Source organism: Microbacterium sp. XT11 (assembly GCF_001513675.1).
In the GTDB taxonomy this organism is placed as follows: Bacteria; Actinomycetota; Actinomycetes; order Actinomycetales; family Microbacteriaceae; genus Microbacterium.
Genome location: NZ_CP013859.1, coordinates 880,431 through 902,776 on the forward strand (window position 1 = coordinate 880,431; position 22,346 = coordinate 902,776).

23 protein-coding genes and 1 tRNA gene are annotated in these 22,346 nt (G+C 69.5%); 10 read left to right on the forward strand and 14 right to left on the reverse strand.

Features of this window, described 5'->3' with window-relative positions; genetic code table 11:
• Positions 1-92: 92 nt before the first annotated feature.
• Positions 93-908 carry a helix-turn-helix transcriptional regulator gene (locus AB663_RS04200; protein WP_198147964.1) on the reverse strand — a complete coding sequence of 272 codons (816 nt, stop codon included), beginning with the start codon at positions 906-908 and terminating at the stop codon, positions 93-95.
• 82 nt (positions 909-990) lie between these two features.
• Here AB663_RS04200 and ilvD point away from each other — a divergent pair, with 82 nt between their 5' ends.
• The 3 genes from ilvD (at position 991) to AB663_RS04215 (ending at position 4,719) form a co-directional block, all read left to right on the forward strand.
• A complete protein-coding gene (gene ilvD / locus AB663_RS04205) occupies positions 991-2,895 on the forward strand; it encodes a dihydroxy-acid dehydratase (protein WP_067196114.1) in 1,905 nt (634 codons plus the stop codon).
• 272 nt (positions 2,896-3,167) lie between these two features.
• A complete protein-coding gene (locus AB663_RS04210) occupies positions 3,168-4,301 on the forward strand; it encodes an aminotransferase class V-fold PLP-dependent enzyme (RefSeq protein WP_067196116.1) in 1,134 nt (377 codons plus the stop codon).
• 163 nt (positions 4,302-4,464) lie between these two features.
• Positions 4,465-4,719 (forward strand): hypothetical protein, encoded by a 255-nt coding sequence (locus tag AB663_RS04215; RefSeq protein ID WP_232304628.1) that lies wholly within the window; start codon positions 4,465-4,467, stop codon positions 4,717-4,719.
• Between the two features lie 55 nt (positions 4,720-4,774).
• Here the strand turns inward: AB663_RS04215 and AB663_RS04220 are convergent, their stop codons facing one another.
• On the reverse strand, positions 4,775-5,842 hold the full coding sequence (locus tag AB663_RS04220) for a 3-deoxy-7-phosphoheptulonate synthase (RefSeq protein WP_067196119.1): 1,068 nt from the start codon (positions 5,840-5,842) through the stop codon (positions 4,775-4,777).
• Positions 5,843-6,025: 183 nt separating this feature from the next.
• Positions 6,026-6,463 carry an iron chaperone gene (locus AB663_RS04225; RefSeq protein WP_067196121.1) on the reverse strand — a complete coding sequence of 146 codons (438 nt, stop codon included), beginning with the start codon at positions 6,461-6,463 and terminating at the stop codon, positions 6,026-6,028.
• Positions 6,464-6,594: 131 nt separating this feature from the next.
• Here AB663_RS04225 and AB663_RS04230 point away from each other — a divergent pair, with 131 nt between their 5' ends.
• Entirely contained in the window at positions 6,595-7,017 is a 423-nt protein-coding gene (locus tag AB663_RS04230; RefSeq protein ID WP_067196123.1) for an NUDIX hydrolase, read from the forward strand.
• A gap of 38 nt (positions 7,018-7,055) precedes the next feature.
• Here the strand turns inward: AB663_RS04230 and AB663_RS04235 are convergent, their stop codons facing one another.
• Positions 7,056-7,514 (reverse strand): aminoacyl-tRNA deacylase, encoded by a 459-nt coding sequence (locus AB663_RS04235; protein ID WP_067196125.1) that lies wholly within the window; start codon positions 7,512-7,514, stop codon positions 7,056-7,058.
• Between the two features lie 47 nt (positions 7,515-7,561).
• The gene (locus AB663_RS04240; RefSeq protein ID WP_067196127.1) at positions 7,562-8,062 is read right to left on the reverse strand and encodes a DNA helicase; all 501 of its coding nucleotides are present in this window, start codon (positions 8,060-8,062) and stop codon (positions 7,562-7,564) included.
• Positions 8,063-8,206: 144 nt separating this feature from the next.
• On the opposite strand from AB663_RS04240, the gene AB663_RS04245 reads away from it, so the two are divergent.
• Both AB663_RS04245 and AB663_RS04250 read left to right on the forward strand, forming a co-directional pair.
• Positions 8,207-8,764 (forward strand): peptidylprolyl isomerase, encoded by a 558-nt coding sequence (locus AB663_RS04245; protein ID WP_067196129.1) that lies wholly within the window; start codon positions 8,207-8,209, stop codon positions 8,762-8,764.
• A 24-nt stretch (positions 8,765-8,788) separates the two neighbouring features.
• On the forward strand, positions 8,789-9,682 hold the full coding sequence (locus tag AB663_RS04250; RefSeq protein ID WP_067196131.1) for a rhomboid family intramembrane serine protease: 894 nt from the start codon (positions 8,789-8,791) through the stop codon (positions 9,680-9,682).
• Between the two features lie 182 nt (positions 9,683-9,864).
• Here AB663_RS04250 and AB663_RS04255 read toward each other — a convergent pair whose 3' ends face one another.
• Positions 9,865-10,104, reverse strand: coding sequence for a cell division protein CrgA (locus tag AB663_RS04255; protein ID WP_067196133.1), 240 nt, complete (start codon positions 10,102-10,104; stop codon positions 9,865-9,867).
• A gap of 82 nt (positions 10,105-10,186) precedes the next feature.
• Between AB663_RS04255 and AB663_RS04260 the strand changes: the two genes are divergently transcribed.
• Genes AB663_RS04260 through AB663_RS04265 form a run of 3 tightly spaced genes read left to right on the forward strand, consistent with a single transcriptional unit; the run spans position 10,187 to position 11,793 of the window.
• Entirely contained in the window at positions 10,187-10,981 is a 795-nt protein-coding gene (locus AB663_RS04260) for a class E sortase (protein ID WP_067196135.1), read from the forward strand.
• A gap of 15 nt (positions 10,982-10,996) precedes the next feature.
• Complete coding sequence (locus tag AB663_RS17325) at positions 10,997-11,152, forward strand: hypothetical protein (protein WP_198147923.1); 156 nt, start codon at positions 10,997-10,999, stop codon at positions 11,150-11,152.
• Positions 11,149-11,793, forward strand: coding sequence for an anthranilate synthase component II (locus tag AB663_RS04265; protein ID WP_067196137.1), 645 nt, complete (start codon positions 11,149-11,151; stop codon positions 11,791-11,793). The genes AB663_RS17325 and AB663_RS04265 overlap by 4 nt, the downstream gene beginning before the upstream one ends.
• Positions 11,794-11,797: 4 nt before the next feature.
• Here the strand turns inward: AB663_RS04265 and pknB are convergent, their stop codons facing one another.
• From pknB to AB663_RS04300, 7 genes are read right to left on the reverse strand one after another with little or no spacing between them, the layout of a single operon-like run.
• Positions 11,798-13,489, reverse strand: a complete 1,692-nt coding sequence (gene pknB / locus AB663_RS04270) for a Stk1 family PASTA domain-containing Ser/Thr kinase (protein WP_067196139.1) — start codon at positions 13,487-13,489, stop codon at positions 11,798-11,800.
• Positions 13,490-13,546: 57 nt separating this feature from the next.
• Positions 13,547-15,292 (reverse strand): serine/threonine-protein kinase, encoded by a 1,746-nt coding sequence (locus AB663_RS04275; protein ID WP_083511100.1) that lies wholly within the window; start codon positions 15,290-15,292, stop codon positions 13,547-13,549.
• Positions 15,289-16,743: a peptidoglycan D,D-transpeptidase FtsI family protein gene (locus tag AB663_RS04280; RefSeq protein ID WP_067196141.1), complete on the reverse strand. Its 1,455-nt coding sequence runs from the start codon at positions 16,741-16,743 to the stop codon at positions 15,289-15,291. Before AB663_RS04280 ends, AB663_RS04275 begins: the two co-directional genes overlap by 4 nt.
• A complete protein-coding gene (locus AB663_RS04285; protein ID WP_067196143.1) occupies positions 16,740-18,125 on the reverse strand; it encodes an FtsW/RodA/SpoVE family cell cycle protein in 1,386 nt (461 codons plus the stop codon). Before AB663_RS04285 ends, AB663_RS04280 begins: the two co-directional genes overlap by 4 nt.
• The gene (locus AB663_RS04290) at positions 18,122-19,414 is read right to left on the reverse strand and encodes a PP2C family protein-serine/threonine phosphatase (RefSeq protein ID WP_067196145.1); all 1,293 of its coding nucleotides are present in this window, start codon (positions 19,412-19,414) and stop codon (positions 18,122-18,124) included. Before AB663_RS04290 ends, AB663_RS04285 begins: the two co-directional genes overlap by 4 nt.
• 7 nt (positions 19,415-19,421) lie before the next feature.
• Entirely contained in the window at positions 19,422-19,937 is a 516-nt protein-coding gene (locus AB663_RS04295; protein WP_067196147.1) for an FHA domain-containing protein FhaB/FipA, read from the reverse strand.
• A gap of 15 nt (positions 19,938-19,952) precedes the next feature.
• Complete coding sequence (locus tag AB663_RS04300; RefSeq protein WP_067196149.1) at positions 19,953-20,678, reverse strand: FhaA domain-containing protein; 726 nt, start codon at positions 20,676-20,678, stop codon at positions 19,953-19,955.
• 168 nt (positions 20,679-20,846) lie between these two features.
• Between AB663_RS04300 and AB663_RS04305 the strand changes: the two genes are divergently transcribed.
• A tRNA-Leu gene (locus tag AB663_RS04305) sits at positions 20,847-20,929 on the forward strand.
• A 449-nt stretch (positions 20,930-21,378) separates the two neighbouring features.
• On the opposite strand, the gene AB663_RS04310 is transcribed toward AB663_RS04305, so the two are convergent.
• The gene (locus AB663_RS04310; RefSeq protein ID WP_067196152.1) at positions 21,379-22,338 is read right to left on the reverse strand and encodes a quinone oxidoreductase family protein; all 960 of its coding nucleotides are present in this window, start codon (positions 22,336-22,338) and stop codon (positions 21,379-21,381) included.
• Positions 22,339-22,346 lie beyond the last annotated feature (8 nt).

The following is a 22,346-nucleotide window of genomic DNA, read 5'->3' on the forward strand; positions in this document are numbered from 1 at the left end:
CGCTGTAGCCCTCCCCCCGGGGTTTCGAGTCGCATGATTTGCCCTGATTCCGGCGATTTCAGGTCAAATCATGCGACTCGAAGGCGAAGCGGCTAGCGCCCCGGGAACCGCTTCCGGGTTTCGGCATCCGCAACGTACACGACCAGCTGCACGTCGGTCTGGTCCGAGGGGCGCAGCTGGTGGTGCTCGAAGACGAGCCGGCCGAGAGACGGATGCTGGAACACGCGCTCGCGCGACTCGAAGCCGCCGACGCCGTGGCTGTCCCATCGGTCGCGGAACTCCGGACTGGCCTCGCGCAGCCGCCCCACGAGGTCGCGATATCGCGCATCGCCGAGTCGGGGTCCGGCCTCGGCGCGGAACTCGGCGAGGAAGCGGCGGCTGGTGTCGTCCCAGTCGTCGAGCAGCTCGCGCACCGCAGGATCGGTGAAGATCAGCCACAGGAGGTTGCGGTCCTCCGGGGCCGTCGTGGCGACGTTGGGATAGAGCGCCTCGTACGCCGCGTTCCAGGCGGCGATGCCCCAGTCCGGCGCGAGCGCGTAGGACGGATGCTCGTCGAGCGCGTCGAGGAACCGCTGCACGTGCGCCGGCGCGGTCTCGACCGCCGAGCTCGACCCGGGGCGCACCGGCGAGAAGCCGGCGAGCCGCAGCACGTAGTCGTGCTCGGCGCCGGTCAGGCGCAGCGCGGTGGCGACGGCGTCGAGCACCTGCCGCGACGGGTTGATGTCGCGCCCCTGCTCGAGCCAGGTGTACCAGGTGACGCTCACCCCGGAGAGGAAGGAGACCTCTTCGCGCCGCAGCCCGGTCGTCCGTGCGCGACCGGCAGGCGGCAGCCCGTGCGCGGCGCGGTCGAGCATCGAGCGACGGGCGCGCAGGAACGCGCCGAGTTCCGCCCGCTGCTGCTCATCGATCGCCACATCACAAACCTAGTGCTCTCACTACTAGTATCAGCGCCGTCTTCGGCATCCGCGCGTTCCCGGGCACAGTGGAAGAATGCCCACCCCTCTTCGTTCCCGCACCGTAACGCACGGCCGCAATGCGGCGGGCGCGCGCGCCCTGTTCCGCGCCGCCGGCGTCAACGCATCCGACTTCGGCAAGCCGATGATCGCCGTCGCGAACAGTTTCACCGAGTTCGTCCCCGGCCACACGCACCTGCAGCCCGTCGGCCGCATCGTGTCGGAGGCCATCACCGCGGCCGGCGGCATCCCCCGCGAGTTCAACACCATCGCGGTCGACGACGGCATCGCGATGGGCCACGGCGGGATGCTGTACTCCCTCCCTTCGCGCGACCTCATCGCCGACTCGGTCGAGTACATGGTCAACGCGCACCAGGCCGACGCGCTCGTGTGCATCTCGAACTGCGACAAGATCACGCCCGGCATGCTCATGGCGGCGCTGCGGCTGAACATCCCGACGGTCTTCGTCTCCGGCGGACCGATGGAGTCCGGCCGCGCGACCCTTGTCGACGGCACGGTGCGCACGCTCGATCTCGTCGACGCGATCTCCGAGGCGGCGAACGATACCGTCTCGGATGCCGACATCCAGCGCATCGAGGAGAACGCCTGCCCCACGTGCGGATCGTGTTCCGGCATGTTCACCGCCAACTCGATGAACTGCCTCGTCGAGGCCCTGGGTCTCGCGCTGCCCGGCAACGGCTCGGTGCTCGCGACGCATACCGCCCGCCGTGCGCTGTACGAGAAGGCCGGCGAGGTGGCCGTGCAGATCACGAAGGCGTTCTACGACGAGGATGACGCCTCCGTGCTCCCCCGCTCGATTGCCAGCCCCGCGGCCTTCGCCAACGCGATGGCGCTCGACATCGCGATGGGCGGATCGACGAACACGATCCTGCACCTGCTCGCCGCCGCGCACGAGGCCGGCATCGACTTCGGCCTCGACGAGATCGACGCGATCTCCCGCCGCGTGCCGTGCCTGGCCAAGATCGCCCCGAACCCCGCTTACGGCCGCATGTACTACATGGAAGACGTGCACCGTGCGGGCGGCATCCCCGCCATCCTCGGTGAGCTGCACCGTGCCGGACTGCTGAACGACGATGTCTCGTCCATCCACTCCCGATCGCTCGCGGCCTGGCTCGCCGAGTGGGATGTGCGCGGCGGCACGGCATCCGAGACCGCGCAGGATCTCTGGCACGCAGCCCCCGGCGGGGTGCGGTCGTCGAGCGCGTTCTCGCAGTCCGAGCGCTGGGCCGCACTCGACACGGATGCCGAGAACGGCTGCATCCGCGACGTCGCGCACGCGTACTCGGCCGACGGCGGTCTCGCGGTGCTCCGCGGCAACCTCGCGGTCGACGGCGCCGTCGTGAAGACCGCGGGCGTCGATCCGTCGATCCTCGTGTTCTCCGGCCCCGCGGTCGTGTGCGAGTCGCAGGAGGAGGCGGTCGCGAAGATCCTCGGCAAGAAGGTGCAGCCGGGCGACGTGGTCGTCATCCGCTACGAGGGGCCGAAGGGCGGCCCGGGCATGCAGGAGATGCTCCACCCGACCTCGTTCCTCAAGGGCCGTGGCCTCGGCAAGGTCTGCGCACTCGTCACCGACGGTCGCTTCTCCGGAGGGACCTCGGGCCTGTCGATCGGGCATGTCTCGCCCGAGGCGGCATCCGGCGGCGTGATCGCGCTCGTCGAAGACGGCGACATCATCGACATCGACATCCCTTCGCGCAGCATGAGCCTGCGCGTCGACGAGTCTGTGCTCGAGGAGCGCCGAGCGCGGCTGCTGGATGCCGGGGGCTATCGCCCCGTCGACCGGCAGCGCCCCGTGTCGCCGGCGCTGCGCGCCTACGCGGCCATGGCCACCTCGGCCGACCGGGGCGCGGTGCGCGACGTCGACGCCGTCGAGCGCGCGATGCGGGAGCAGGAGCTGCGCACGGCGACCGCTCTCGCCTGACACGGCGTTCGAAACGTCGGACTCTTGAGGCGACACGCCGACCCGCGGATGCCGTTGGCCGGCGTGTCGCCGCGGATCTCCGACGTTTCGTCCCCCCGCCCCCCGCGGGTGCGCCGCGCCCCCGCGCACGCCGGCCCGCCCCGCCGCCCGCGGAACCCGCCGCACCCGCACCCGCGCGGCACCCCCGCGCGACCCCGGCCGGCGCCCCGCCCCCCGCACCCCGCCCGTCCGGCATCCGTGCGTTCCATGCCGCGGTGTCGCAGACTGGGGGCATGACGCTTCCCCATGACGACATCGACGAGGGCGGACTGCTCGAGTACTCGGTCGTGTTCACCGACCGCTCGCTGAACCACATGTCCGACCGTTTCATCGGCGTGATGCAGCAGACCCTCGGCATCCTCCGCGACGCATACGGTGCGACGGATGCCGCGCTGATCAACGGCGGCGGCAGCTACGCGATGGAGGCCGTGGCACGGCAGCTGGCCGGAGGGCGACGTGCGCTCGTCGTGCGCAACGGGCTCTTCTCGTACCGGTGGTCGCAGATCCTCGACGAGGGCGGGATCGCGGCATCGGTCACGGTGTGCACGGCGCGGCCGGACGGCGACGGAGCGCAGGCGGCCTGGAGTCCCGCGCCGATCGGCGAGGTGGTCGCGGCCATCCGCGCGGGGCGGCCCGACGTCGTCTTCGCGCCGCACGTCGAGACCGCGGCGGGGATGCTGCTCCCCGACGACTACGTGCGGGCGCTGGCCGACGCCGTGCACGAGGTCGGTGGCGTGCTCGTGCTCGACTGCATCGCGTCGGGTGCCCTGTGGGTCGACATGCGCGCGCTCGGAGTCGACGTGCTGCTCAGCGCCCCGCAGAAGGGATGGAGCGGCTCGCCTGGCGTGGGCTTCGTGATGCTCGGCGCCCGCGGCCGCGCGGCCGTCGAGGCCGGAACCCCGTCGAGCTTCGCCCTCGACCTCGGGCGGTGGCTGGCGATCTCCGACGGGTACCGCGATGGAAAGGCCGGCTACCACGCCACCATGCCCACCGACACGATCGCTCGCAACCTGGCGCAGATGATCGAGACGCGCGACCGCGGATACGCCGCTCTGCGCGACGCGCAGGTCGAGCTCGGCGGCCGGGTACGCGCGCTTCTCGCCGAGCGCGGACTGCCCTCGGTCGCCGCGCCGGAGTATGCCGCGCCCAGTGTGGTCGTCGTGCACACCGACGATCCCGGGCTGCGCAGCGGCGCGAAGCTGCGCGAGCATGGGCTGCAGATCGCCGCGGGCGTGCCGCTGCACTGCGGCGAGTCCGAGTCGTTCTCGACCTTCCGCATCGGCCTGTTCGGACTCGACAAGCTCGCCGACATCGACGGGACCGTGTCGCGCCTCCGTGCTGGGCTCGACGCCGCCGGGGTGGGCTGACGCATCACGGGACGCTCGGCGGTCCGCACGGCCGGGACGCACGGCGGTCCGTCCCGGCGGTCCGCGGCGCTCCGTGGCGGCGGCGTTCGGCATCGGCCCACGCTCGGCACCTGCGTCCGCGCGACCCTAGACTCGTAGCGTGCTGATCGGTCTGATTCGTCCCGTGGAAACACAGTCGTTCGACGTCGAGGGCACCGACCTCGCCGACATCCAGGCTCAGCTCGCTGCATTGCGTCCGGATGGCTTCGATCTGGTGTCGTCGCCCGTGAAGATGGTGAAGGGCGCGGCCGTCCTGACCGCTGTCGGGACCTTCGCGCGCCGTGACCAGGTGACCGAGATCGAGGCCGACGACATCGATGCCCTGCGCGCCAAGGTGCCCGAGGGGTGGCAGCTCCTGAGCGTCCGCTCCACCGACTGACCACCCCGCAGGTTCGCGCGAGCATCGGTTCCCGGCCCGAGGGCGCGAGCGAGGCTCAGCGCCGGGAGCGAACGGATGCCGCGAGCTGCGCGAGCGCGGTCTGCGTCGCCTCCCACCCCATGCACGCATCCGTGACGCTCTGACCGCGGACCAGCCCGACCGGCCCGGCAGTGACGTCGAGCTTCTGCGCGCCGGCGACGAGGTTGCTCTCGAGCATCACCCCCGCGATCGGCGTGGAGCGGTCGGCGAGCTGCTCTGCGAGTTCGGCTGCGACCTCGGCCTGGCGGAGGTGGTCCTTCCCGCTGTTGCCGTGGCTCGCATCCACCACGAGCCTCGGGGTGAGCCCGGCTGCGGCCAGACGCTCCGACGCGCGCCGCACGTGCTCGGGTGCGTAGTTCGGCCCGTCCGCCCCGCCGCGCAGGATGACGGAGGTGTCGGGGTTGCCGGTCGTCGTCACGAGACTGGCCCTCCCGTCGCCGCCGATGCCCAGGAACGCCTGCGGAGCGGATGCCGCAGCGGCCGCGTCGAGCGCGACCTGCAGCCCCCCGTCGGTGCCGTTCTTGAACCCGATCGGCATCGACAGCCCCGAGGCGAGCTGCCGGTGGATCTGGCTCTCGGTCGTCCGAGCTCCGATAGCGCCCCACGTCACCAGGTCGGCGGTGTACTGCGGACTGATGGGCTCGAGGAACTCCGTCGCGCACGGCATGCCGAGCGCCGTCACGTCTCGAAGGAACGCCCGGGCGAGGCGCAGCCCGGTCTCGATGTCGTGACTGCCGTCGAGGTGCGGGTCGTTGATGAGCCCCTTCCAGCCCACCGTCGTCCGCGGCTTCTCGAAGTACGTGCGCATCACGACGAGCAGCTCGTCACGGTGCCGCTCCGCCTCGCGGATGAGACGTCCGGCGTACTCGAGCCCCGCATCCGTGTCGTGGATGGAGCATGGTCCGACCACCACGAGCACGCGGTCGTCGTCCCCGGTCATGATGGCGCGCACCTCGTCGCGTGTGCGGGAGACGAGCGCAGCTCGCTCCTCGCCGATCGGGAGCTCCGCGGCGATCTCCTCCGGCGAAGGGAGGGTCGTGAAGCTCGCGACGTGAAGGTCGGCAGTGGCGTCGATGGTGTCCATGGGTCCTGTCCTGTCGAGGGCGGACCCGCGCAGAGCCCGCCGAAACGGCGAAGGGCAGAGCGGATGCTCTGCCCTGTCGGCTCTGAAGGTGTCGGTACGCGCTAGCTCGGCGCCGGCCCCTCCAGAGCCGACTCGAAATACGCATACCAACGGGTCATGCAGATGACCCTACCGCACCGGGGGTCACGAGGCGGCGCGTGTGACGAGACCGGCGAGGAACTCCAGGTCGGCGTCGTCGAGCTTGCGGATGCTGAAACCCGTGGCCCACACGTTGCCGTCGTCGAGCTGCGCCATGGTCTCGAAGCCGAACGTCGCGTAGCGGTCCTTGAACTTCGCGGCGGGCTTGAAGAAGCAGATCACCTTGCCGTTCTTCTTGTACGCGGGCATCCCGTAGTACGTGCTGACCTCGAGGTGCGGGGCAGCGGAGGTCACCATGGCGTGGATCTTCTCGGCGAGCTCGCGGTCGGCATCCGTCATCTCGGCGATCTTGTCGAGCACCTCCTGCGCGGCCTCCTCCGGCGTCTTCTTCGCGGCCTTGGAGCGGGCGGCGCGCACCTCGCTCGCACGTGCCTTCATGGCCTCGCGCTCGGCGGCGGTGAAGTTCTGATCGGCGTCCGACATGATGATGTCCTTTCAGGATCGGGGTGACGATCCCAGCGTAGGGACGGGGCGACGGATGCTCTTCTCGATTCCTGATCGATCGATCGTCACGGCATCGGCGCCGCACCCGGCACGGCGCTAGGGTGTGACGCATGGACATGCGCGTCGCGGCATATGGAGTCGTCACCGATGACGACGACCGGATCCTCCTGGCGCGGTGGGTCGAGGGGCGCCGCGTCGCCTGGACCATGCCGGGCGGCGGACTCGAGCCGGGCGAGGCCCCTGAGGACGCGGTCCGGCGCGAGCTGCGGGAGGAGACCGGGTACACCGTCAAGGTGGGCGAGCTGCTTGGCATCCACTCCCGCGTCATCCCGGCGACGCAACGTGTGCACCGCTCGGATCAGCCGCTCCACACGCTGCGCATCGTCTACCGCGCAACGGTGACGGGCGGGCGGTTGCAGTTCGAGGAAGACGGATCGACCGACATGGCGGAGTGGTTCCCGCTGCACGCCGTCGGCGATCTGCAGCGCGTCAAGCTCGTCGACATCGCGCTGCGCATGGCCGGTCTGCGGTAGCGTAGCGGGTTACCGCAGCGACCGCGCTCGGGCCTGGGCTACGGACGCTGCTCTTCCGGTACCGAGATGTCGGCGACGGTGGCGCCGTACGCCCTGATGAGGTCGTCGGCGTCGACGAACAGGCTGTACCCGTGTGTACCGGCGCCCATCGCGATGCGCCTTCCCACGATCGTCTCGTCGGCGTAGACCGGCCAGTCGGTGGTGCTGCCGATCGGCACGATGGTGCCGCGCTCGTATCCCGTCGCCGCCAGGGCGAGCTCGGGTTCCGGCAGGCGCAGCTTGTTGACGCCGACGACCGCGCGCAGCTTCGGCCACGAGATCGACCGGCCGCCCGGGACGAGCGCGAACAGGTACGTGTCGTCGGAGCGCTTGACCACGAGGGTCTTCACGATGCCCGACGGAGGGATGCCGAGGAGCTCCGCGGCCTCGTGCAGGCTGCGCGCCTGGGGCCGTTCGCGGATCTCGATGTCGAGACCGCGCTCGGCCGCGGCATCCATCACCCTGCGATGCACCTCGCCGTCCGGCGGGGTGGCGCCCGTGGGGCTCACGCGTCGGGCGCGGAGAGCGGGTCGTCGGCGACCCAGAGCTCGTCGTCGGCGCGCAGCGCCTGCCAGGCTGCGTACAGCACACCCGCTGCGGCGGCCGCGCCGAGGACGATCGCGACGATCGAGCCGATCCCGGGCCCCTTCTTGGCGGCAGCGGCGACACGACCGCGAGGCGTGGGGAGGCCGTGGCGCTTGGCGTTCGCGACGTCCCAGGCCGACAGAGCGGTGCCGACGACGCCGCCGACGATCGGGACGACCTTGTCGTCGACGACGTGCTTGCCGAAGCGCACGCCCTGGTCGACCACGGGTGCGACCTTGCGGTTGTACGTGTTCTGGACCACGGGGATGACCTGCTCGCGATTGAAGTTGCCGAGCTGGCGACCTGCCTCGCGTGCGACCTCGGCGGCGTGACCGACGAGGACCTGCTGGTTCTCCCAGAGCTGGGTCGCGTCCTTCTGCAGACGACGCAGTTCCTTCTTCCGCTTGCGGCTGACGCTCACGATGCTCTCCTGTCCATTGGAGTACGGGTTCCCCATCTTGCCACGCCTGCCTGGATGGCAGGAGGGAAATCGCAGACCCTTGCGCGATCGCGTCACTCGGGGTAGTCCGGGCCAACACCCGGCGCGCTCTGCGAGAATGAGCACATGCCTCACGCTTCTCACGTCGCAACCCTGCACACCAACCACGGTGACATCGTCATCAACCTCTTCGGCGACCACGCCCCGAAGACGGTCGCGAACTTCGTCGGCCTCGCCGACGGCACCAAGGAGTGGACCCACCCCGCCACCGGCAAGCCGGGTGAGGGCCCCCTCTACAAGGACGTCATCTTCCACCGCATCATCCCGAACTTCATGATCCAGGGCGGCGACCCGCTCGGTCAGGGTGTCGGCGGTCCCGGCTACAACTTCAACGACGAGATCCACCCCGAGCTGAACTTCAACGAGCCCTACGTGCTCGCCATGGCGAACGCCGGCCTGCGCCGCAATGCCATCACCGGACAGGTCGAGGGCACCAACGGCTCGCAGTTCTTCATCACCACCGATCCCACCCCGTGGCTTCAGGGCAAGCACACCATCTTCGGCGAGGTCGCCGACGACGCGTCGAAGGCCGTCGTCGACGCCATCTCGGCCGTGCCGACCGGCGCGGGCGACCGCCCCATCGAGCCGGTCGTGCTCCACTCGGTCGACGTCGTCGCCGCCTGAGGCCAGACGAGCGAGCCGATCCGGATGACGAGCCCTGAGTTCACGAGCAATCGCGACAACTACTGCTATCGGCATCCGGATCGGCAGAGCTTCGTGCTCTGCCAGCGCTGCCTGCGCACGATCTGCCCGCAGTGCCAGACGCAGGCCGCCGTCGGGGTGATCTGCCCCGAGTGCATGAAGGCGGAGCGCAAGGCTGAGACCCCCGCTCAGCGCAAGGCCCGCCGGCGCTGGCGTGGTGGCGGCGGCACGGCGACCGTCGTGCGCAGCGGCCGGCCGATGGTGACGTACGTGCTGCTCGCGGTGACGTCGTTCATCGGCCTGCTGCAGATGATCCCCGATGGCTTCGGTGACGCGATCACGAACCAGCTGGGATTCCTCTCGTACTTCGTGGTGCCGGGTGTGTCGCTGTACCCGTTCGAACCGTGGCGACTGCTCACCGTGCTTCTCGTACACGGCAACTTCGTCCACCTCGCATTGAACATGCTCGCCCTGTGGATGCTGGGTCAGATCGTCGAGCCGATGCTCGGCAGAGCGCGCTTCCTCGCGCTCTATCTCATCAGCGGCCTGGGCGGCTCGGTGCTCGCGGCCTGTCTCGCTCCGCAGACGGCGGTGATCGGGGCCTCCGGAGCGATCTTCGGCCTCATGGCCGCGTTGCTGATCATCGGCCGTCACCTCGGTGCGAACGTCACCGGCATCCTGGTGATCCTCGGCATCAACTTCGCCGTCGGCCTCATCTTCGGCGGCATCTCGTGGCAGGCGCACCTCGGCGGCATCATCGCGGGTGCCGCGGTGGCCTTCGTCTACACGCGCACCCGTCGCCGTGAGCAGCGTGTGTGGCAGATCGTCGGACTCTCCGCGGTCGTGCTCGTGCTGATCGCCGCCGTGCTCATCGTCCCCCGCATGGTGCTTCTCGCCTGATCAGGAGTTGTTAACAGGGTTGTCAACCCCTGTGAATAACATCCGTGTAATTCTCCCCAGACTGGGGAAAACCTGTGGATAACTCTGCGGAGAACTGCGCTCTTCGACGCAGAACCGGGCGAGGGCGAAGACGACGAAGGCCCCTCGCGCTGCGAGAGGCCTTCGGACGAAGCGGACGCCGGTCAGCGCCAGCGCGTGGTCATGAGGAAGCCGATCAGCGCGATGCCGAGACCGATCGCGAGGTTCCAGTTCGACAGGCCGGGGATCGGGTACTGCATGCCCGAGATGTAGAACACGAGGATCCACGCGAGGCCCAGCAGCATGAAGCCGATCATCACCGGCTTGAACCACACCGCGTTGGGCGCGGCATCGCCTTCGGTGCGCGTCACTTCGGCTTCGTCAGTCTTGCGGTCTCGTGCCATGCGGACATTCTACCCATGCCGCTCCGCGCCGCCACGAGCGCTTCTCCGCCCGCTCCGAGGGCGGCGGGATAAGATCGGCGCCATGAGTGCACCCGCCGCGTCGGCCCCGCAGCGCGCCCGACGACGGCGCCCCCGTTCGAGGGCGACCTTCACGAGCGTGCTCGGCGAGCTCCTGCTCACTGCCGGCGTGCTCGTGCTGCTCTTCGTCGCCTGGCAGATGTGGATCGGCGACCTCATCATCGACGCCCAGAAGAACGACGAAGGCGCAGCCGTCTCGCAGCGGCTGGCCGAGAGTCCCGCGCCGGAGCCCCCGCCGCTCGTGCAGGCCGAGGACGGCACCACCTACTACGAGCCGCCCGTTCCCGCCGCTCCCGCGGAGTCGCAGTGGCTCGGCCAGATGCACATCCCCCGGTTCGGCGCCGACTACAACAAGGGCATCTTCGGCGGCACCACGCGGGCGGGTACGCTCGACAAGCTCGGCATCGGCGTCTACACCGACTCGAAGATGCCCGGCGAGGTCGGCAACTTCGCCATGGCGGGGCACCGCACGACGTGGGGCAAGCCGTTCAACCAGCTCGACAAGCTGCAGCTCAACGACGCGATCGTCGTCGAGACGCCCGACGGCTGGTACACCTATCGCTTCCGCACCCTCGAGTACGTCAAGCCGAACGAGACCGACGTGCTCTTCGACGTGCCACAGGTGCCCGGAGCGCAGACAGGCGAGCGCTACATCACCCTGACGGCCTGCTCGCCCCTCTACTCGCTCGCCGAGCGCATCGTCGCCTACGGCGTCTTCGAGAGCTTCCAGCCGCGTGCCGAGGGACCACCCAAAGCGCTGACCGATCCGCCGCCGGCCCCGGCCGCACCGTCCGTGTAGGGAACGAGAGGAATCATGTACGCCGCACTCTGGCGCCTGCTGCCCGGCCCGTGGTGGCTGAAGCTGTTCATCCTGCTCGTGCTCGTCGCCGCCGTGCTCTACGCGCTCTTCTGGTACGTGTTCCCGTGGATCAGCCCGTTCATCAGCCCGGGCGAGGTCGACGTCGAATGACGCGGGTGCTCGTGGTCGACAACCACGACAGCTTCGTGCACACCCTCGTCGGATACCTCCGCGAGCTCGGCGCCGACGTCGAGCTGATCGAGGCCGACGCGACGGATGCCGGCGGCCTCGAGACGCTGCTGCCAGGGTTCGACGGCGTCCTGCTCTCCCCCGGGCCGGGCCGGCCGTCGGATGCCGGCGCGTCGCTCGACGCCGTCCGGCTCGCCGCGCGCACGCGCACACCCTTGCTCGGCGTGTGTCTCGGGCATCAGGCCATCGGCGAGGCCTTCGGCGCGCCCGTCACGGAGGCACCCGAGCTCATGCACGGCATGGTGTCGGCCGTCGAGCACGACGGATCCGCGCTCTTCGCCGGCATCCCCTCGCCGTTCGACGCTGGGCGCTACCATTCGCTCGCGCTCGCCGCATCCGACCTTCCCGCGGAGCTCGTCGTCACGGCGCACACCCCGAGCGGCACGGTCATGGCCGTCGCGCACGTCGATCTGCCGATCGTCGGCGTGCAGTTCCACCCCGAGAGCGTGCTCACCGAGGGAGGCTACCGCCTGCTCGCGAACTGGCTCGCCTCGGTCGGCGACGCGGATGCCGTGCAGCGGGCCGCGTCGCTGCATCCGCTGTCGGGCCCTGCCGCGGCCTGAGAGCTCACTCGGCGGCGGTGCAGTAGCGCAGGTCGATCGTCGAGCCGATCGGCACGTCGCCGGGGGCCGCCGACATCGACGCGACGGTCGCCGGATCGGTGGCAGGGCAATCGGACAGTTCGACGGGATTCGGTACGAGACCCAGCTGTTCGAGCTGGGAGCTCGCGGCGTCCAGCGTCCAGCCCGAGACGTCCATGAGCGTCACGCGCCCGCTCGCGACGACGAGGTTCACGATGGTGCCTGGCGCGACCTCGTCACCGGCCTTCTCGCTCGCCTCCATGACGGTGTCGGCGAGCAGCGTCTTGTCGTTCCGCTGGATCACCGTGCCGAGCTGCAGGCCGGCCGCGCCGAGTGCCTGCTTCGCGTCTTCGAGCGACAGGCCTTCGAGCGTCGGCACGACGACCGTCTTCTTGCCGGACGACACGTACAGCGTGATGAGATCGCCCTCGGTCACGGCCGTCCCCGCCTCGGGGTCGGTGCGGATGACGTTGCCCTCGGCGATGTCGGAACTCGACTCCAGCACGAGCTTGGTCGTCAGGTCGAGATCGCTGAGATCGTCTTGCGCGCGCTGAGACGAGACGTTCACGAGGTCGGGGACCGTGCGCGAGGTGCTCGGCGTCTCGGCCGGGGCGTTGCTGATGGTGATGACCCAGAACAGGATCGACGCGAGCAGCACCGCCAGCAGCGCGACGCCCGCCCAGATCCAGGCCACCGGAGGGCCGGACTGCGTGCGCGTCATCGTCGTGTCGCTGCTGAGTTGGCGAAGCGAGCGTGCGGTCTCCTGCGCCTGGCGCGGGCTCGCCCCGTAGAGCTCGCTCGTCAGCTCGCCCAGCTGCTTGCGGCTCGGAGCGCTGCCGGTGACGGCCGCGTCGAGGGCGGCGCGGAAGCTCGCGGCATCCGGGAACCGCTGGTACGGGTCCTTCGCCAGCGCTCGGAGCACGACCGGGTCGAGCGCCCCGGGGGCCTCGTCGTTGACCTCGGTCGGAGGCACGGGCGTCTCGCTCACGTGCTGGTAGGCGACGGCGACGGGCGATTCGCCCCGGAACGGCTGCCGTCCCGTCAGCAGTTCGTACAGCACGACCCCGGTGGAGTACAGGTCGGCGCGGGCGTCGACCGGCTCGCCCTTCGCCTGCTCCGGCGAGAAGTACGCGGCCGTGCCGATGATCTGCGTGGTCTCGGCCACCGTCGACGACGAGTCGGACACCGCTCGGGCGATGCCGAAGTCCATCACCTTGACCTGGCCCTTGTCGGTCACCATGACGTTGCCCGGCTTGATGTCGCGGTGCACGACACCGGCGCGGTGCGAGTAGTCGAGCGCCTCGAGGATGCCGTCGACGTAGCGCACGGCGTCGTCGACGGACACGGGGCCCGCGGCGATGATGTCCTTCAGCAGGGTGCCGCGGATGAGCTCCATGACGATGTACGGCGGTTCATCGCTGTGACCGGCGGACGAGGGGTCGGTCGCGTCGAACACGCGCACGATCGACGGGTGAGACATGCGCGACGCGGCCTGCGCCTCGAGGCGGAAGCGCGTGCGGAACGCGGTGTCGCGGGCGAGCTCGGCGTCGAGGATCTTGATCGCGACCTCGCGGCCGAGCGTGAGGTCGTACCCTCGGTACACCTTCGCCATGCCGCCGTGCCCGATGAGCTCGTCGACGCGGTATCGACCCGCGAGAACGCGTGGCTCTGCAGACACGGACTGACCCCCTGAAATCACCTGGTGACGCTGCTCTCAGCCTACGACGCCGACCTGTCAGTCGCCGGTGCCGCCACTCGTATCGGCATCCGCGGCCGGAAGGATGAGCACTCCGGGCATCGGGTCGGACATGTCCGACGGGCGATCGCCGCAGAACGCGCGGTATGTCGCCGTGATGCTCTGACCTGCCGTGCCGGGGATGATCTTCGCGGTGAGCACGCTCGGACCGAACGAGCGGATCCCCTCGTTGGGCGTGCCGCCGGCGAAGGTGGCATTGGTGAGGGTCACCTCGAACGACGAGCGTGCGCTCGTGCCGGAGGGGCACTCGAAGCTCGGCCAGTTGAGCGTGACCTCCTCACCCTCGACCGGAGTCGAAGACGCCAGCGTCGGGGTGCCCGACGGCTTGCCGACCGGCACCTGATCCTTGTAGGTGATGAGCGTGACGGCGCTGCCCTCGACGACGTTGCCCGACGGGTCGACCTTCTCGACGGTGCCGGCCTGGTCGGAGCTCGTCGCCGATGTGGTGCCCGGAACGCACTCGGCCTGGAGACCGGCGTCGATCGCCTTCTGCCGCGCGACGTCGCACGGGAGGCCGACGAGGCCGAGAGCGCTCACGTCGACCATCACCGGCTCCGGCGTCGGGGTCTCCTTCGGCGTCTCCACGGGCGGCGGCGCGCTCGTCGTGGTCTGCACGGGCGTCTTGTCGGCGTCTCCGCCCGCGTCGCCCTGGTTCAGCAGCGCCCATAGAGTGCCGCCGAGCACGATGAGCAGAAGCACGATGAGCGCGATGAGCGGCCACGTCCACGGGCTGCGCTTCTTCTTCTGCGGCTCGGCATCCTCGACGGTGTCCTCGGTGTGCAGCGTCGCCGTGGTGGGGAGGATCCTCGTGGCGCCGTCGTCGCCGGATGCCGTCAGCATCCGGGTGGCGTCGTCTCCCGCGACACCGTTCGCGATGGCGGGCACGGCGATGGCGGCCGAGTTCAGGTCGCCGCGCCGGAGAGCCTGCGCGGCGCGCGACACGGTCGCCGCGGACGACGGACGATCGGCCGGCTTCTTCGCGATCATCGACATCACGAGGTTCTGCACCGGCACCGGGACGGTCGTCGGCAGCGGCGGAGGCTGCTCGTTGATCTGGGCCATCGCGATCGCCACCTGCGACTCGCCCGTGAAGGGGCGCTTGCCGGCAAGGCACTCGTACGCGACGATGCCGAGCGAGTAGATGTCGGTCGCGGGCGATGCCGGGTGGCCCGACGCCTGCTCGGGTGACAGGTACTGCACCGTTCCCATGACCTGGCCGGTGGCGGTGAGCGGCACCTGATCGGCGATGCGCGCGATGCCGAAGTCGGTGATCTTGACGCGCCCGTCGGGCGTGATGAGCAGGTTGCCCGGCTTGATGTCGCGGTGCACGAGGCCGGCGGCATGGGCGGCCTGCAGGGCGGATGCCGTCTGGGCGACGATGTCGAGCGTCTTGTCGGCGCTCAGCGAGCCGTCGCGCTCGAGGATCGTCGACAGGGCCTCGCCGGGCACGAGCTCCATGACGAGGTAGGCGCTGCCGTTCTCCTCGCCGTAGTCGAAGACGCTCGCGATGCCTTCGTGGTTGACGAGGGCGGCGTGACGCGCCTCGGCGCGGAACCGCTCGAGGAACCCGGGGTCCCCCATGTACTCGTCCTTGAGGATCTTGATGGCGACGGTGCGTCCGATGACGTGATCCGTCGCCTCCCACACCTCGCCCATGCCGCCGATCGCGATTCGCGACTGCAGCTCGTAGCGACCACCGAACGACACACCCTGCGTCGGTCTCATCTGCCCAGCACCGCCTCTATGACCCTCTTCGCAATCGGAGCGGCTATGGTGTCGCCGGTTCCGGATTGCCCCTGTCCGCCGCCGTCTTCGACGACGACCGCCACCGCCACAGCGGGATCGTCCGCCGGCGCGAAGCCGGTGAACCACAACGTGTGCGGCTTGTTCTCGTTCTCAGCGGTTCCGGTCTTACCGGCCACGTCGACACCGTCTATTCTTGCACCCTGCGCCGCCCCGGTTGAGACGCTCGCGACCATGGCCGCGGTCACCTCGTCGGCCACCGACGCCTCGACGGCACGGCCGAATTCCGTGTCGTCGTACGACCGGATCACCGACAGATCGTTGCCGATCACGGCATCCACCATGCGCGGGTTCATGACGACGCCGTCGTTGGCGAGACCGGCGGCGATCATGGCGATCTGCAGCGGGGTCGCCGTCACCTTGCCCTGGCCGAAACCGGTGAGCGCGGTCTGCGGATCGTCGAGACCGCTCGGGTACGACGACGGGGTCGATTCGAGGGGCGTCGAGAAGCTCCGGTTGAACCCGAACTTCTCGGCCATCTCGCGGATCCTGTCGTCTCCGAGCTGCACGGCCAGCTCCGCCATCGGGATGTTGCAGCTCAGGCGGATCGCCTCGGCGATCGACACGGTCTCGCCGGGGCCGCACGTGCCACCCCACGCGTTCGACACCGTGTCGTCGGAGTCGGGGAGCTGGTAGCGCGCCGGGTTCGGCAGCGTGGACTCGGGAGTCCAGTCGCCCGAAGCGAAGGCCGCGGCGGCGACGAGCACCTTGAACGTCGACCCCGGCGGGTTCAGGTTGCCCGCGATCGCCCGGTTGTACAGGGGCTTCGACGGATCGTCGAGCAGCTGGTCGTACGTCGCGTTCGCGGCATCCGCGTCGTGCGTCGCGAGCAGGTTCGTGTCGAAGCCGGGCGTCGACGCCATGGCGAGGATGCGCCCGGTCTTGGGCTCGATGGCCACGACCGCGCCCTGCAGCCCCTGGAGCCCTTCGTACGCAGCGCGCTGCGCCGCCGTATTCAGCGACAGCTCGACGCTGTATCCGCGCTGCGGCTGTCCCGACAGGATCCGCTCGATCTCCGCGAGGAACGCGTTCGAACCAGTACCGGAGAGGTCGGCGTTGAGCGCCTGCTCGATGCCGGTGCGCGAATCGAGCGCCGGGTTGAAGTACCCGGTCACCGGCTCCCACATCGCGGCATCCGTGTATACCCGCTGGAACTTGTACTGGTCGTCCGAGGGCACGGACGAGGCGATGGCGGCGCCGTCGACGATGATCGCCCCGCGCTGGATGTCGTAGCTGTCGAGCTTCGTGCGCTTGTTGTTCACGTTCTGGGCGAGGTTGTCGGCGTCGACCACCTGGATCCAGCTCGTCGCTGCGAACAGCGACAGGAACATGAACAGCATCACGATGCTGAGCCGGCGCAGTTCTTTGGTCATCCGATCACCGCCCTCGGCTTGGCCCGCACGGCGTCCGAGATGCGCAGCAGGATCGCCACGATGATCCAGTTGGCGACGAGCGACGACCCTCCCGCCGCGAGGAAGGGCGTGGTGAGGCCGGTCAGCGGGATCACGCGCGTCACGCCGCCGACCATGATGAACACCTGCAGCGCGATCGTGAACGACAGCCCGGTCGCGAGCAGCTTGCCGAAGTCGTCCTGCCCGGCCAGGCCGATGCGGATGCCGCGGCTGACGAAGACCATGTAGAGGCAGAGGATGGCGAACAGGCCGATGAGGCCGATCTCCTCGCCGAGGCTCGTGATGATGTAGTCGCTGTGCGCGAGGGGCGTGACCTCCGGGCGGCCTTGGCCCCAGCCCGTGCCGACGAGCCCTCCGTGCGCCAGCCCGAACAGACCCTGCATCGGCTGGTACCCGGCGCCCTCGGGGTCGACCTGCTCGGGGTCGAAGAGGAACAGCCAGTTGATGAAGCGCCCGTGCACGTAGCTCAGCACCTGCGTGGCGACCGCCGCGCCGGCGAGCACGAGGCCGAGGCCGATGAGCACCCAGCTGGTCTTGCCCGTCGCGACGTACAGCATCGCGACGAACATGCCGAAGATGAGCGTTCCGGTGCCGAGGTCGCGCTGGAAGACGATGATCCCGAGCGAGAGGAGCCACACCACGAGCACCGGTCCGAGCTCGCGCATCCGCGGCCAGGTGATGCCGAGCACGCGGGTCCCCACCGACGCGAGGCTCTCGCGCGTGCGCACGAGGTAGCCGGCGAAGAACACCGCGAGGCAGATCTTCGCGAGCTCGCCCGGCTGGAAGGCGAAGTTGCCGCCGAGCGACACCCAGACGGCCGCGTTGGCGTCGTCGATGCGCAGACCCGGCACGAACGGCAGCAGGAGCAGCACGATACCGGTGAGGCCGAAGATGTAGGTGTAGCGGAAAAGCACGCGGTAGTTGCGCAGCAGGATGACGGTGGCGATGGCACCGGCGAGCGAGATCGCCGTCCAGGCGAGCTGCTTGGTGGAGTACGCGTTCCAGCCGGTGAGGGCCTTGGCGATGTCGATGCGGTAGATCATCGCGATGCCGAGGCCGGTCAGCAGCGTGGCGATGGGCAGCACGAACGAATCGGCGTCGCGGGCCACGAAGCGCAGCACGATGTGCAGGGCGAAGGCGAGCGCTGCCAGGCCTCCGCCGATGGCGAGGATCATGGGGTCGATGAGCCCGAGGGCTCCCAGCTGCACGAGCGTCAGCGAGGCGCCGCTGATCGCGACGGCGAAGAGCAGCAGCCAGAACTCCCGGTTGCGCTGGGTCTGCGGCATCCGGATGCGCCGGAGGGCCGTGATGACGCTGGTGTCGGCGGCGACGTCGGTGCTCATCCTGCGTCCTCCGTCGGTGTCGGCAGGGGAGTGGGCAGCGGGGACTCCTGGATGATGTTCGCCTCGGCTCCCGCCTTGAGGCGCACCACGATCGCCTCGGCATCCGCCAGCGACCGCGCCGTGATGGTGCGTTCGACAGACGCCCTCTGGTACGGCGGCAGGTCGGCGAGGAGGATGTCGGTGTCGCGGACCGGCGTGGAGAGCACGATCGGGCCGATGTTCTGCTGCACTCCCTGGAAGATCACCACGCTGTCCTCATCGGCGCCGATGAAGTAGCGCGTCTGTGTCCAGCTGTAGGCCGCGAACGTCGCCAGGCCGAGCATGACGAGCACGACGAGAACGCCGGCGATCCAGCCGAGCCGGCGGCGCTTCGCCCGCCGCCGGTCCTCCTCGATGAGCTCCTCGAGGTACTCGGGGGCCGGCTCGAAGTGCGTGGGCTCGTTCGCCGCCTGGCGCACGGGGTGAAGCCAGTTGCTCAGCGTCGACCGTGCCGCCGGGATCGGCATGTTGAGCGGGTTCGACGCCGAGCCGACGATGGTCGGTGTTCCCGACGAGATGGCGTGCTGTCCGCCGACCTCGACGAGGACGATGGTGACGTTGTCGGGTGCGCCGCCGTCGAGCGCCTGCTTGAGCAGGTTGTCGGCCGTGCGACCGGGCGCCATGCCCAGGCGCATGGCCTTGAGGATGTGCGCCTCGTCGACGACGCCCGAGAGACCGTCGGAGCACAGCAGCCAGCGGTCGCCCGGCTGCGTGTGCATGACGAACATGTCGAGCTCGGGGTCGGCATCCATGTCGCTGAGCACCCGCATGAGCACGGAGCGCCGTGGATGGTATCTGGCCTCTTCCGGCGTGATGCGACCGGAGTCGACCAGTCGCTGCACGAACGTGTGGTCGGTCGTGATCTGGGTGAGCACGTCGTCGCGGTAGAGGTAGATGCGCGAGTCGCCGATGTGGCCGATGACCGCGTAGTCGTCGACCATGATGATCGCGCTGAGGGTGGTGCCGAGCCCTGCCAGCTCCGGACGGTCCTTCGCGGCGCGGATCAGGTCGTTCGCCGCCGTCGTCGCGGCAGCCTGCAGCGACGCCTGGGCGTCGTCGGTCGATGCGTAGGCCTGGTCGAGCGGCTCCATGCGCTGGATCGCGATGCTCGAGGCCACGTCGCCTCCGGCGTGGCCGCCCATGCCGTCGGCGACGACGAAGAGGTTGGCCCCCGAGTACCCGGAATCCTGGTTGTTGGAGCGGACCTTCCCGGTGTGGGAGATCGCGGCGCTCGAACCCTCGAAGACCATGCCGGTGTCAGGCTCGCAGCTCGAAGGTCGTGGCGCCCACCTTGATCGGTGTGCCGAGGGACAGGCCGACGGGACCGCCGGTGACGCGCTTGCCGCCGACGAAGGTGCCGTTGGTCGAGTCGAGGTCCTGGATGGCCCAGGTGTCGCCGCGGAGCAGCAGACGCGCGTGATGGCTGGAGGTGTAGTCGTCGCGGATGACGAGCGACGACTCGCTCGATCGGCCGATCGTGAGCACGTCGGTCCCGAGCGGCAGCTCGAGGCCGGCCTTGGGTCCTGAGGTGATCACGAGCTTCTTCGCGGTGGCGATCGTGGCGGGCCCCGTGGACGCGGGCTTGGCGGAAGCCGGGCGGGGCGCGGCCGCCGGGGCCGGGGCCGATGCCGCAGCCGCTGCCTGCTCGGCAGGGAGCTTGCGCACCTTGACGCCGAAGAGGTCGGAGCGCAGCGAATACACCACGGCGAACACGAAGAACCACAGCAGCACCAGGAACCCGATGCGCAGCAGCAGCAGGGTGAGTTCAGGCATCGGCGCGGCCCCCCATCAGATCGCTCCGAAAGCGCGGGTGGCGTCGTCGTCGCGCGGCCGCGCCGGGCGGGCACGGGTGGTGACGGGCACGATGCGGAACACGATGTCGGTGCGGCCGATCGTGAGGGTCGTGTCGCTCGGAAGCGCCGCCTCGCGCACCTTGGCGCCGTTGACCTTCGTGCCGTTGGTGGAGCCGAGGTCGCGCATCATGGCGCGCTCGCCGTCCCACAGGATCTCGACGTGCTTGCGGCTCGAACCGGCATCCGCGATCGTGATGTCGGCATCCGAACCGCGACCGATGACCGTTCGCGCGCGGGTGATCGGGTGGCGGCGTCCATCGACCTCGACGACGGCCTGCCAATCGACCCGCCCTTCGACGGTGGTCGTCGTGACGTGCACCGTACCCGTCGCGACCTTGTCGTCGGCCTCGAGGGCGATCGACAGAGGACCCGCGAAGCTGTACCCCTGCGCGCGGCCGTGCTTGCTCAGCAGGGCGTGCAGTTCGTCGATGAGGGTGCCGCCGAGCCCGCGCATGCGCTCGGCGTCGTCGGGGCTGAGGCGCACCAGGTAGCTGTTGGGCGCGATGATGCGGTCGCGGCTGACCACAGCCGCCTTCGTGTCGGCCTCGCGCCGCAGGGCGGAGGCGATCTCGACGGGCTGGATGCCGCTGCGGAAGGTCTTCGCGAACGCGCTGTTGACCGCGCGCTCGAGACCCTTCTCAAAGCTGTCAAGTAGTCCCACTGGGCTCCTCTGGCATGCCGACCGGTAGGGACATCGTAGCCAGGTGTCCTGAGTGAACGCCCCCGGACGACGCCTCACGGCCGGTTTCGCCCGCGCTCCCGCCGTGTTCATGACGGGCCGGAACGCGTGATATCCTCGGGAAGTTGAGTTCTTCGGAACGAGACGCTCGCGCGAGTGGCGGAATGGTAGACGCGCTGGCTTCAGGTGCCAGTGTCCGTACGGACGTGGGGGTTCAAGTCCCCCCTCGCGCACAGTTGTCCTGAGTCGCGACATAGTTTACGAACTGGTCGGTCGCGGCTCAGGACTTTTAAGTTGCCTGGGGTGTTGACGTGTGGCGCGGGATTACTTGCGCTGGTAGTTCTTGTCAGGGTCGATGAGGAACTCGGCGATGATCTCCCCGGTGGTCATGCTGCTGACGAGACGTCGCGGTCGTGGGTGAGCATGAGTCACGGGCTGGCGTCGGCGCCAGAGCGGGTCAACTCGCGGCGCAGTCGGACGACCCGGTCTCGGACGGCGACACGGTGAGCATCGCCTCTTCCTTCGCACGACCTAGGTCGCAACGGTTGGGCGGTACGCTGCGCCAAGACGCACGCTGAACGGTTCGGTCCCGATGGTCTGCTCCAATTGCGCTGGCTTCAGGACCTCGGGCTGTTGAGCTGTCGCTTCTCCTTCCCTTCGGTTGCTTCGACCGGAGGACGGCTCAGTCCGGCACGACGACGGCGTGGCTGCGGCCGGTGTGCGCCCACGCCTCATCGATGCGGCTCAGCGGGAACGCGGTGTAGGGCAGGTGCAGCGACCCGTCGGCGAATCTCGCCATGACGGCGGGCGCTTCGGCGAGCATCTCCTCGTGGGCCACGGACCCGGCGCCGCTGCCGCTGATCCGTATCCGGCGGCTGCGGAGCAGGTCTGCCGGAAGGGATGCATGGTGCCCGGCGAGCGTGCCGATCTGCACATAGGAGGTGTCCGCCTCGGTGCCCTCGCCGCGACGACCGAGCACGGCGAAGGTGGCCTCGGCGACGTGCCCCCACAGGTAGTCCAGCACGAGGCTGGGCGACGAGTCCGACAGTGCGTCGGCCAGCGCGCTCTCCAGATCGTCTCGACCGTCGTGCGCCAGTGACACGGTGGTCGCTCCCGTCTCGCGCAGCCGCTCCAACGCCTCCGGATCGCGTCCGGCAGCGACCACGCGCTCTGCTCCGAGTGCCCACGCTCCTTGCACGGCGAGGCTGCCCGACATGCCGGTAGCGCCGAGCACGATCACGGTGCCCAGCGCGCCGATCTCCTTGCGTCGCGCAGTGAGCACCATCCAGCCGGACAGGCTGGGGTTCATCCCCGCCGCGATCTCGAGCGGGTCAGCGCCTGCGGGGACCTCCGCCTGTAATGGTGCGAACAACTGCTCGGCCATCGTCCCGAAGGGTGGACGTGCGTAGCCGGTGTAGACCAGCCGCCCGTCGTCCGTGCGGGCGACCGCGTCGATTCCGGGGATCAGCGGATAGCTCATCTGACCGCTGCCGTAGTGCTGGCCGGTCGCGAGTCCGCGGACGACGTTGTGCAGGCCGGCTCCGACGAGGCGCATCGGCTCGACGCCGGGTGGCACCGTCGGCTCGGGGACGTCGGCACAGACCGGGGAGGCATCGGGGCCGGTGAAGACTGCAGCACGCATATCGGTTC

Coding starts and splice junctions, on each gene's coding strand:
- AB663_RS04220 (WP_067196119.1), bottom strand. CDS start 5,842: ATGGACACCATCGACGCCACTGCCGACCTTCACGTCGCGAGCTTCACG.
- ilvD (WP_067196114.1), top strand. CDS start 991: ATGCCCACCCCTCTTCGTTCCCGCACCGTAACGCACGGCCGCAATGCG.
- AB663_RS04295 (WP_067196147.1), bottom strand. CDS start 19,937: ATGCCTGAACTCACCCTGCTGCTGCTGCGCATCGGGTTCCTGGTGCTG.
- AB663_RS04235 (WP_067196125.1), bottom strand. CDS start 7,514: ATGGATGCCGCGGCCGAGCGCGGTCTCGACATCGAGATCCGCGAACGG.
- AB663_RS04230 (WP_067196123.1), top strand. CDS start 6,595: ATGGACATGCGCGTCGCGGCATATGGAGTCGTCACCGATGACGACGAC.
- AB663_RS04250 (WP_067196131.1), top strand. CDS start 8,789: ATGACGAGCCCTGAGTTCACGAGCAATCGCGACAACTACTGCTATCGG.
- AB663_RS17325 (WP_198147923.1), top strand. CDS start 10,997: ATGTACGCCGCACTCTGGCGCCTGCTGCCCGGCCCGTGGTGGCTGAAG.
- AB663_RS04310 (WP_067196152.1), bottom strand. CDS start 22,338: ATGCGTGCTGCAGTCTTCACCGGCCCCGATGCCTCCCCGGTCTGTGCC.
- AB663_RS04260 (WP_067196135.1), top strand. CDS start 10,187: ATGAGTGCACCCGCCGCGTCGGCCCCGCAGCGCGCCCGACGACGGCGC.
- AB663_RS04225 (WP_067196121.1), bottom strand. CDS start 6,463: ATGTCGGACGCCGATCAGAACTTCACCGCCGCCGAGCGCGAGGCCATG.
- AB663_RS04265 (WP_067196137.1), top strand. CDS start 11,149: ATGACGCGGGTGCTCGTGGTCGACAACCACGACAGCTTCGTGCACACC.
- AB663_RS04245 (WP_067196129.1), top strand. CDS start 8,207: ATGCCTCACGCTTCTCACGTCGCAACCCTGCACACCAACCACGGTGAC.
- AB663_RS04275 (WP_083511100.1), bottom strand. CDS start 15,292: ATGAGACCGACGCAGGGTGTGTCGTTCGGTGGTCGCTACGAGCTGCAG.
- AB663_RS04210 (WP_067196116.1), top strand. CDS start 3,168: ATGACGCTTCCCCATGACGACATCGACGAGGGCGGACTGCTCGAGTAC.
- AB663_RS04285 (WP_067196143.1), bottom strand. CDS start 18,125: ATGAGCACCGACGTCGCCGCCGACACCAGCGTCATCACGGCCCTCCGG.
- AB663_RS04290 (WP_067196145.1), bottom strand. CDS start 19,414: ATGGTCTTCGAGGGTTCGAGCGCCGCGATCTCCCACACCGGGAAGGTC.
- AB663_RS04280 (WP_067196141.1), bottom strand. CDS start 16,743: ATGACCAAAGAACTGCGCCGGCTCAGCATCGTGATGCTGTTCATGTTC.
- AB663_RS04255 (WP_067196133.1), bottom strand. CDS start 10,104: ATGGCACGAGACCGCAAGACTGACGAAGCCGAAGTGACGCGCACCGAA.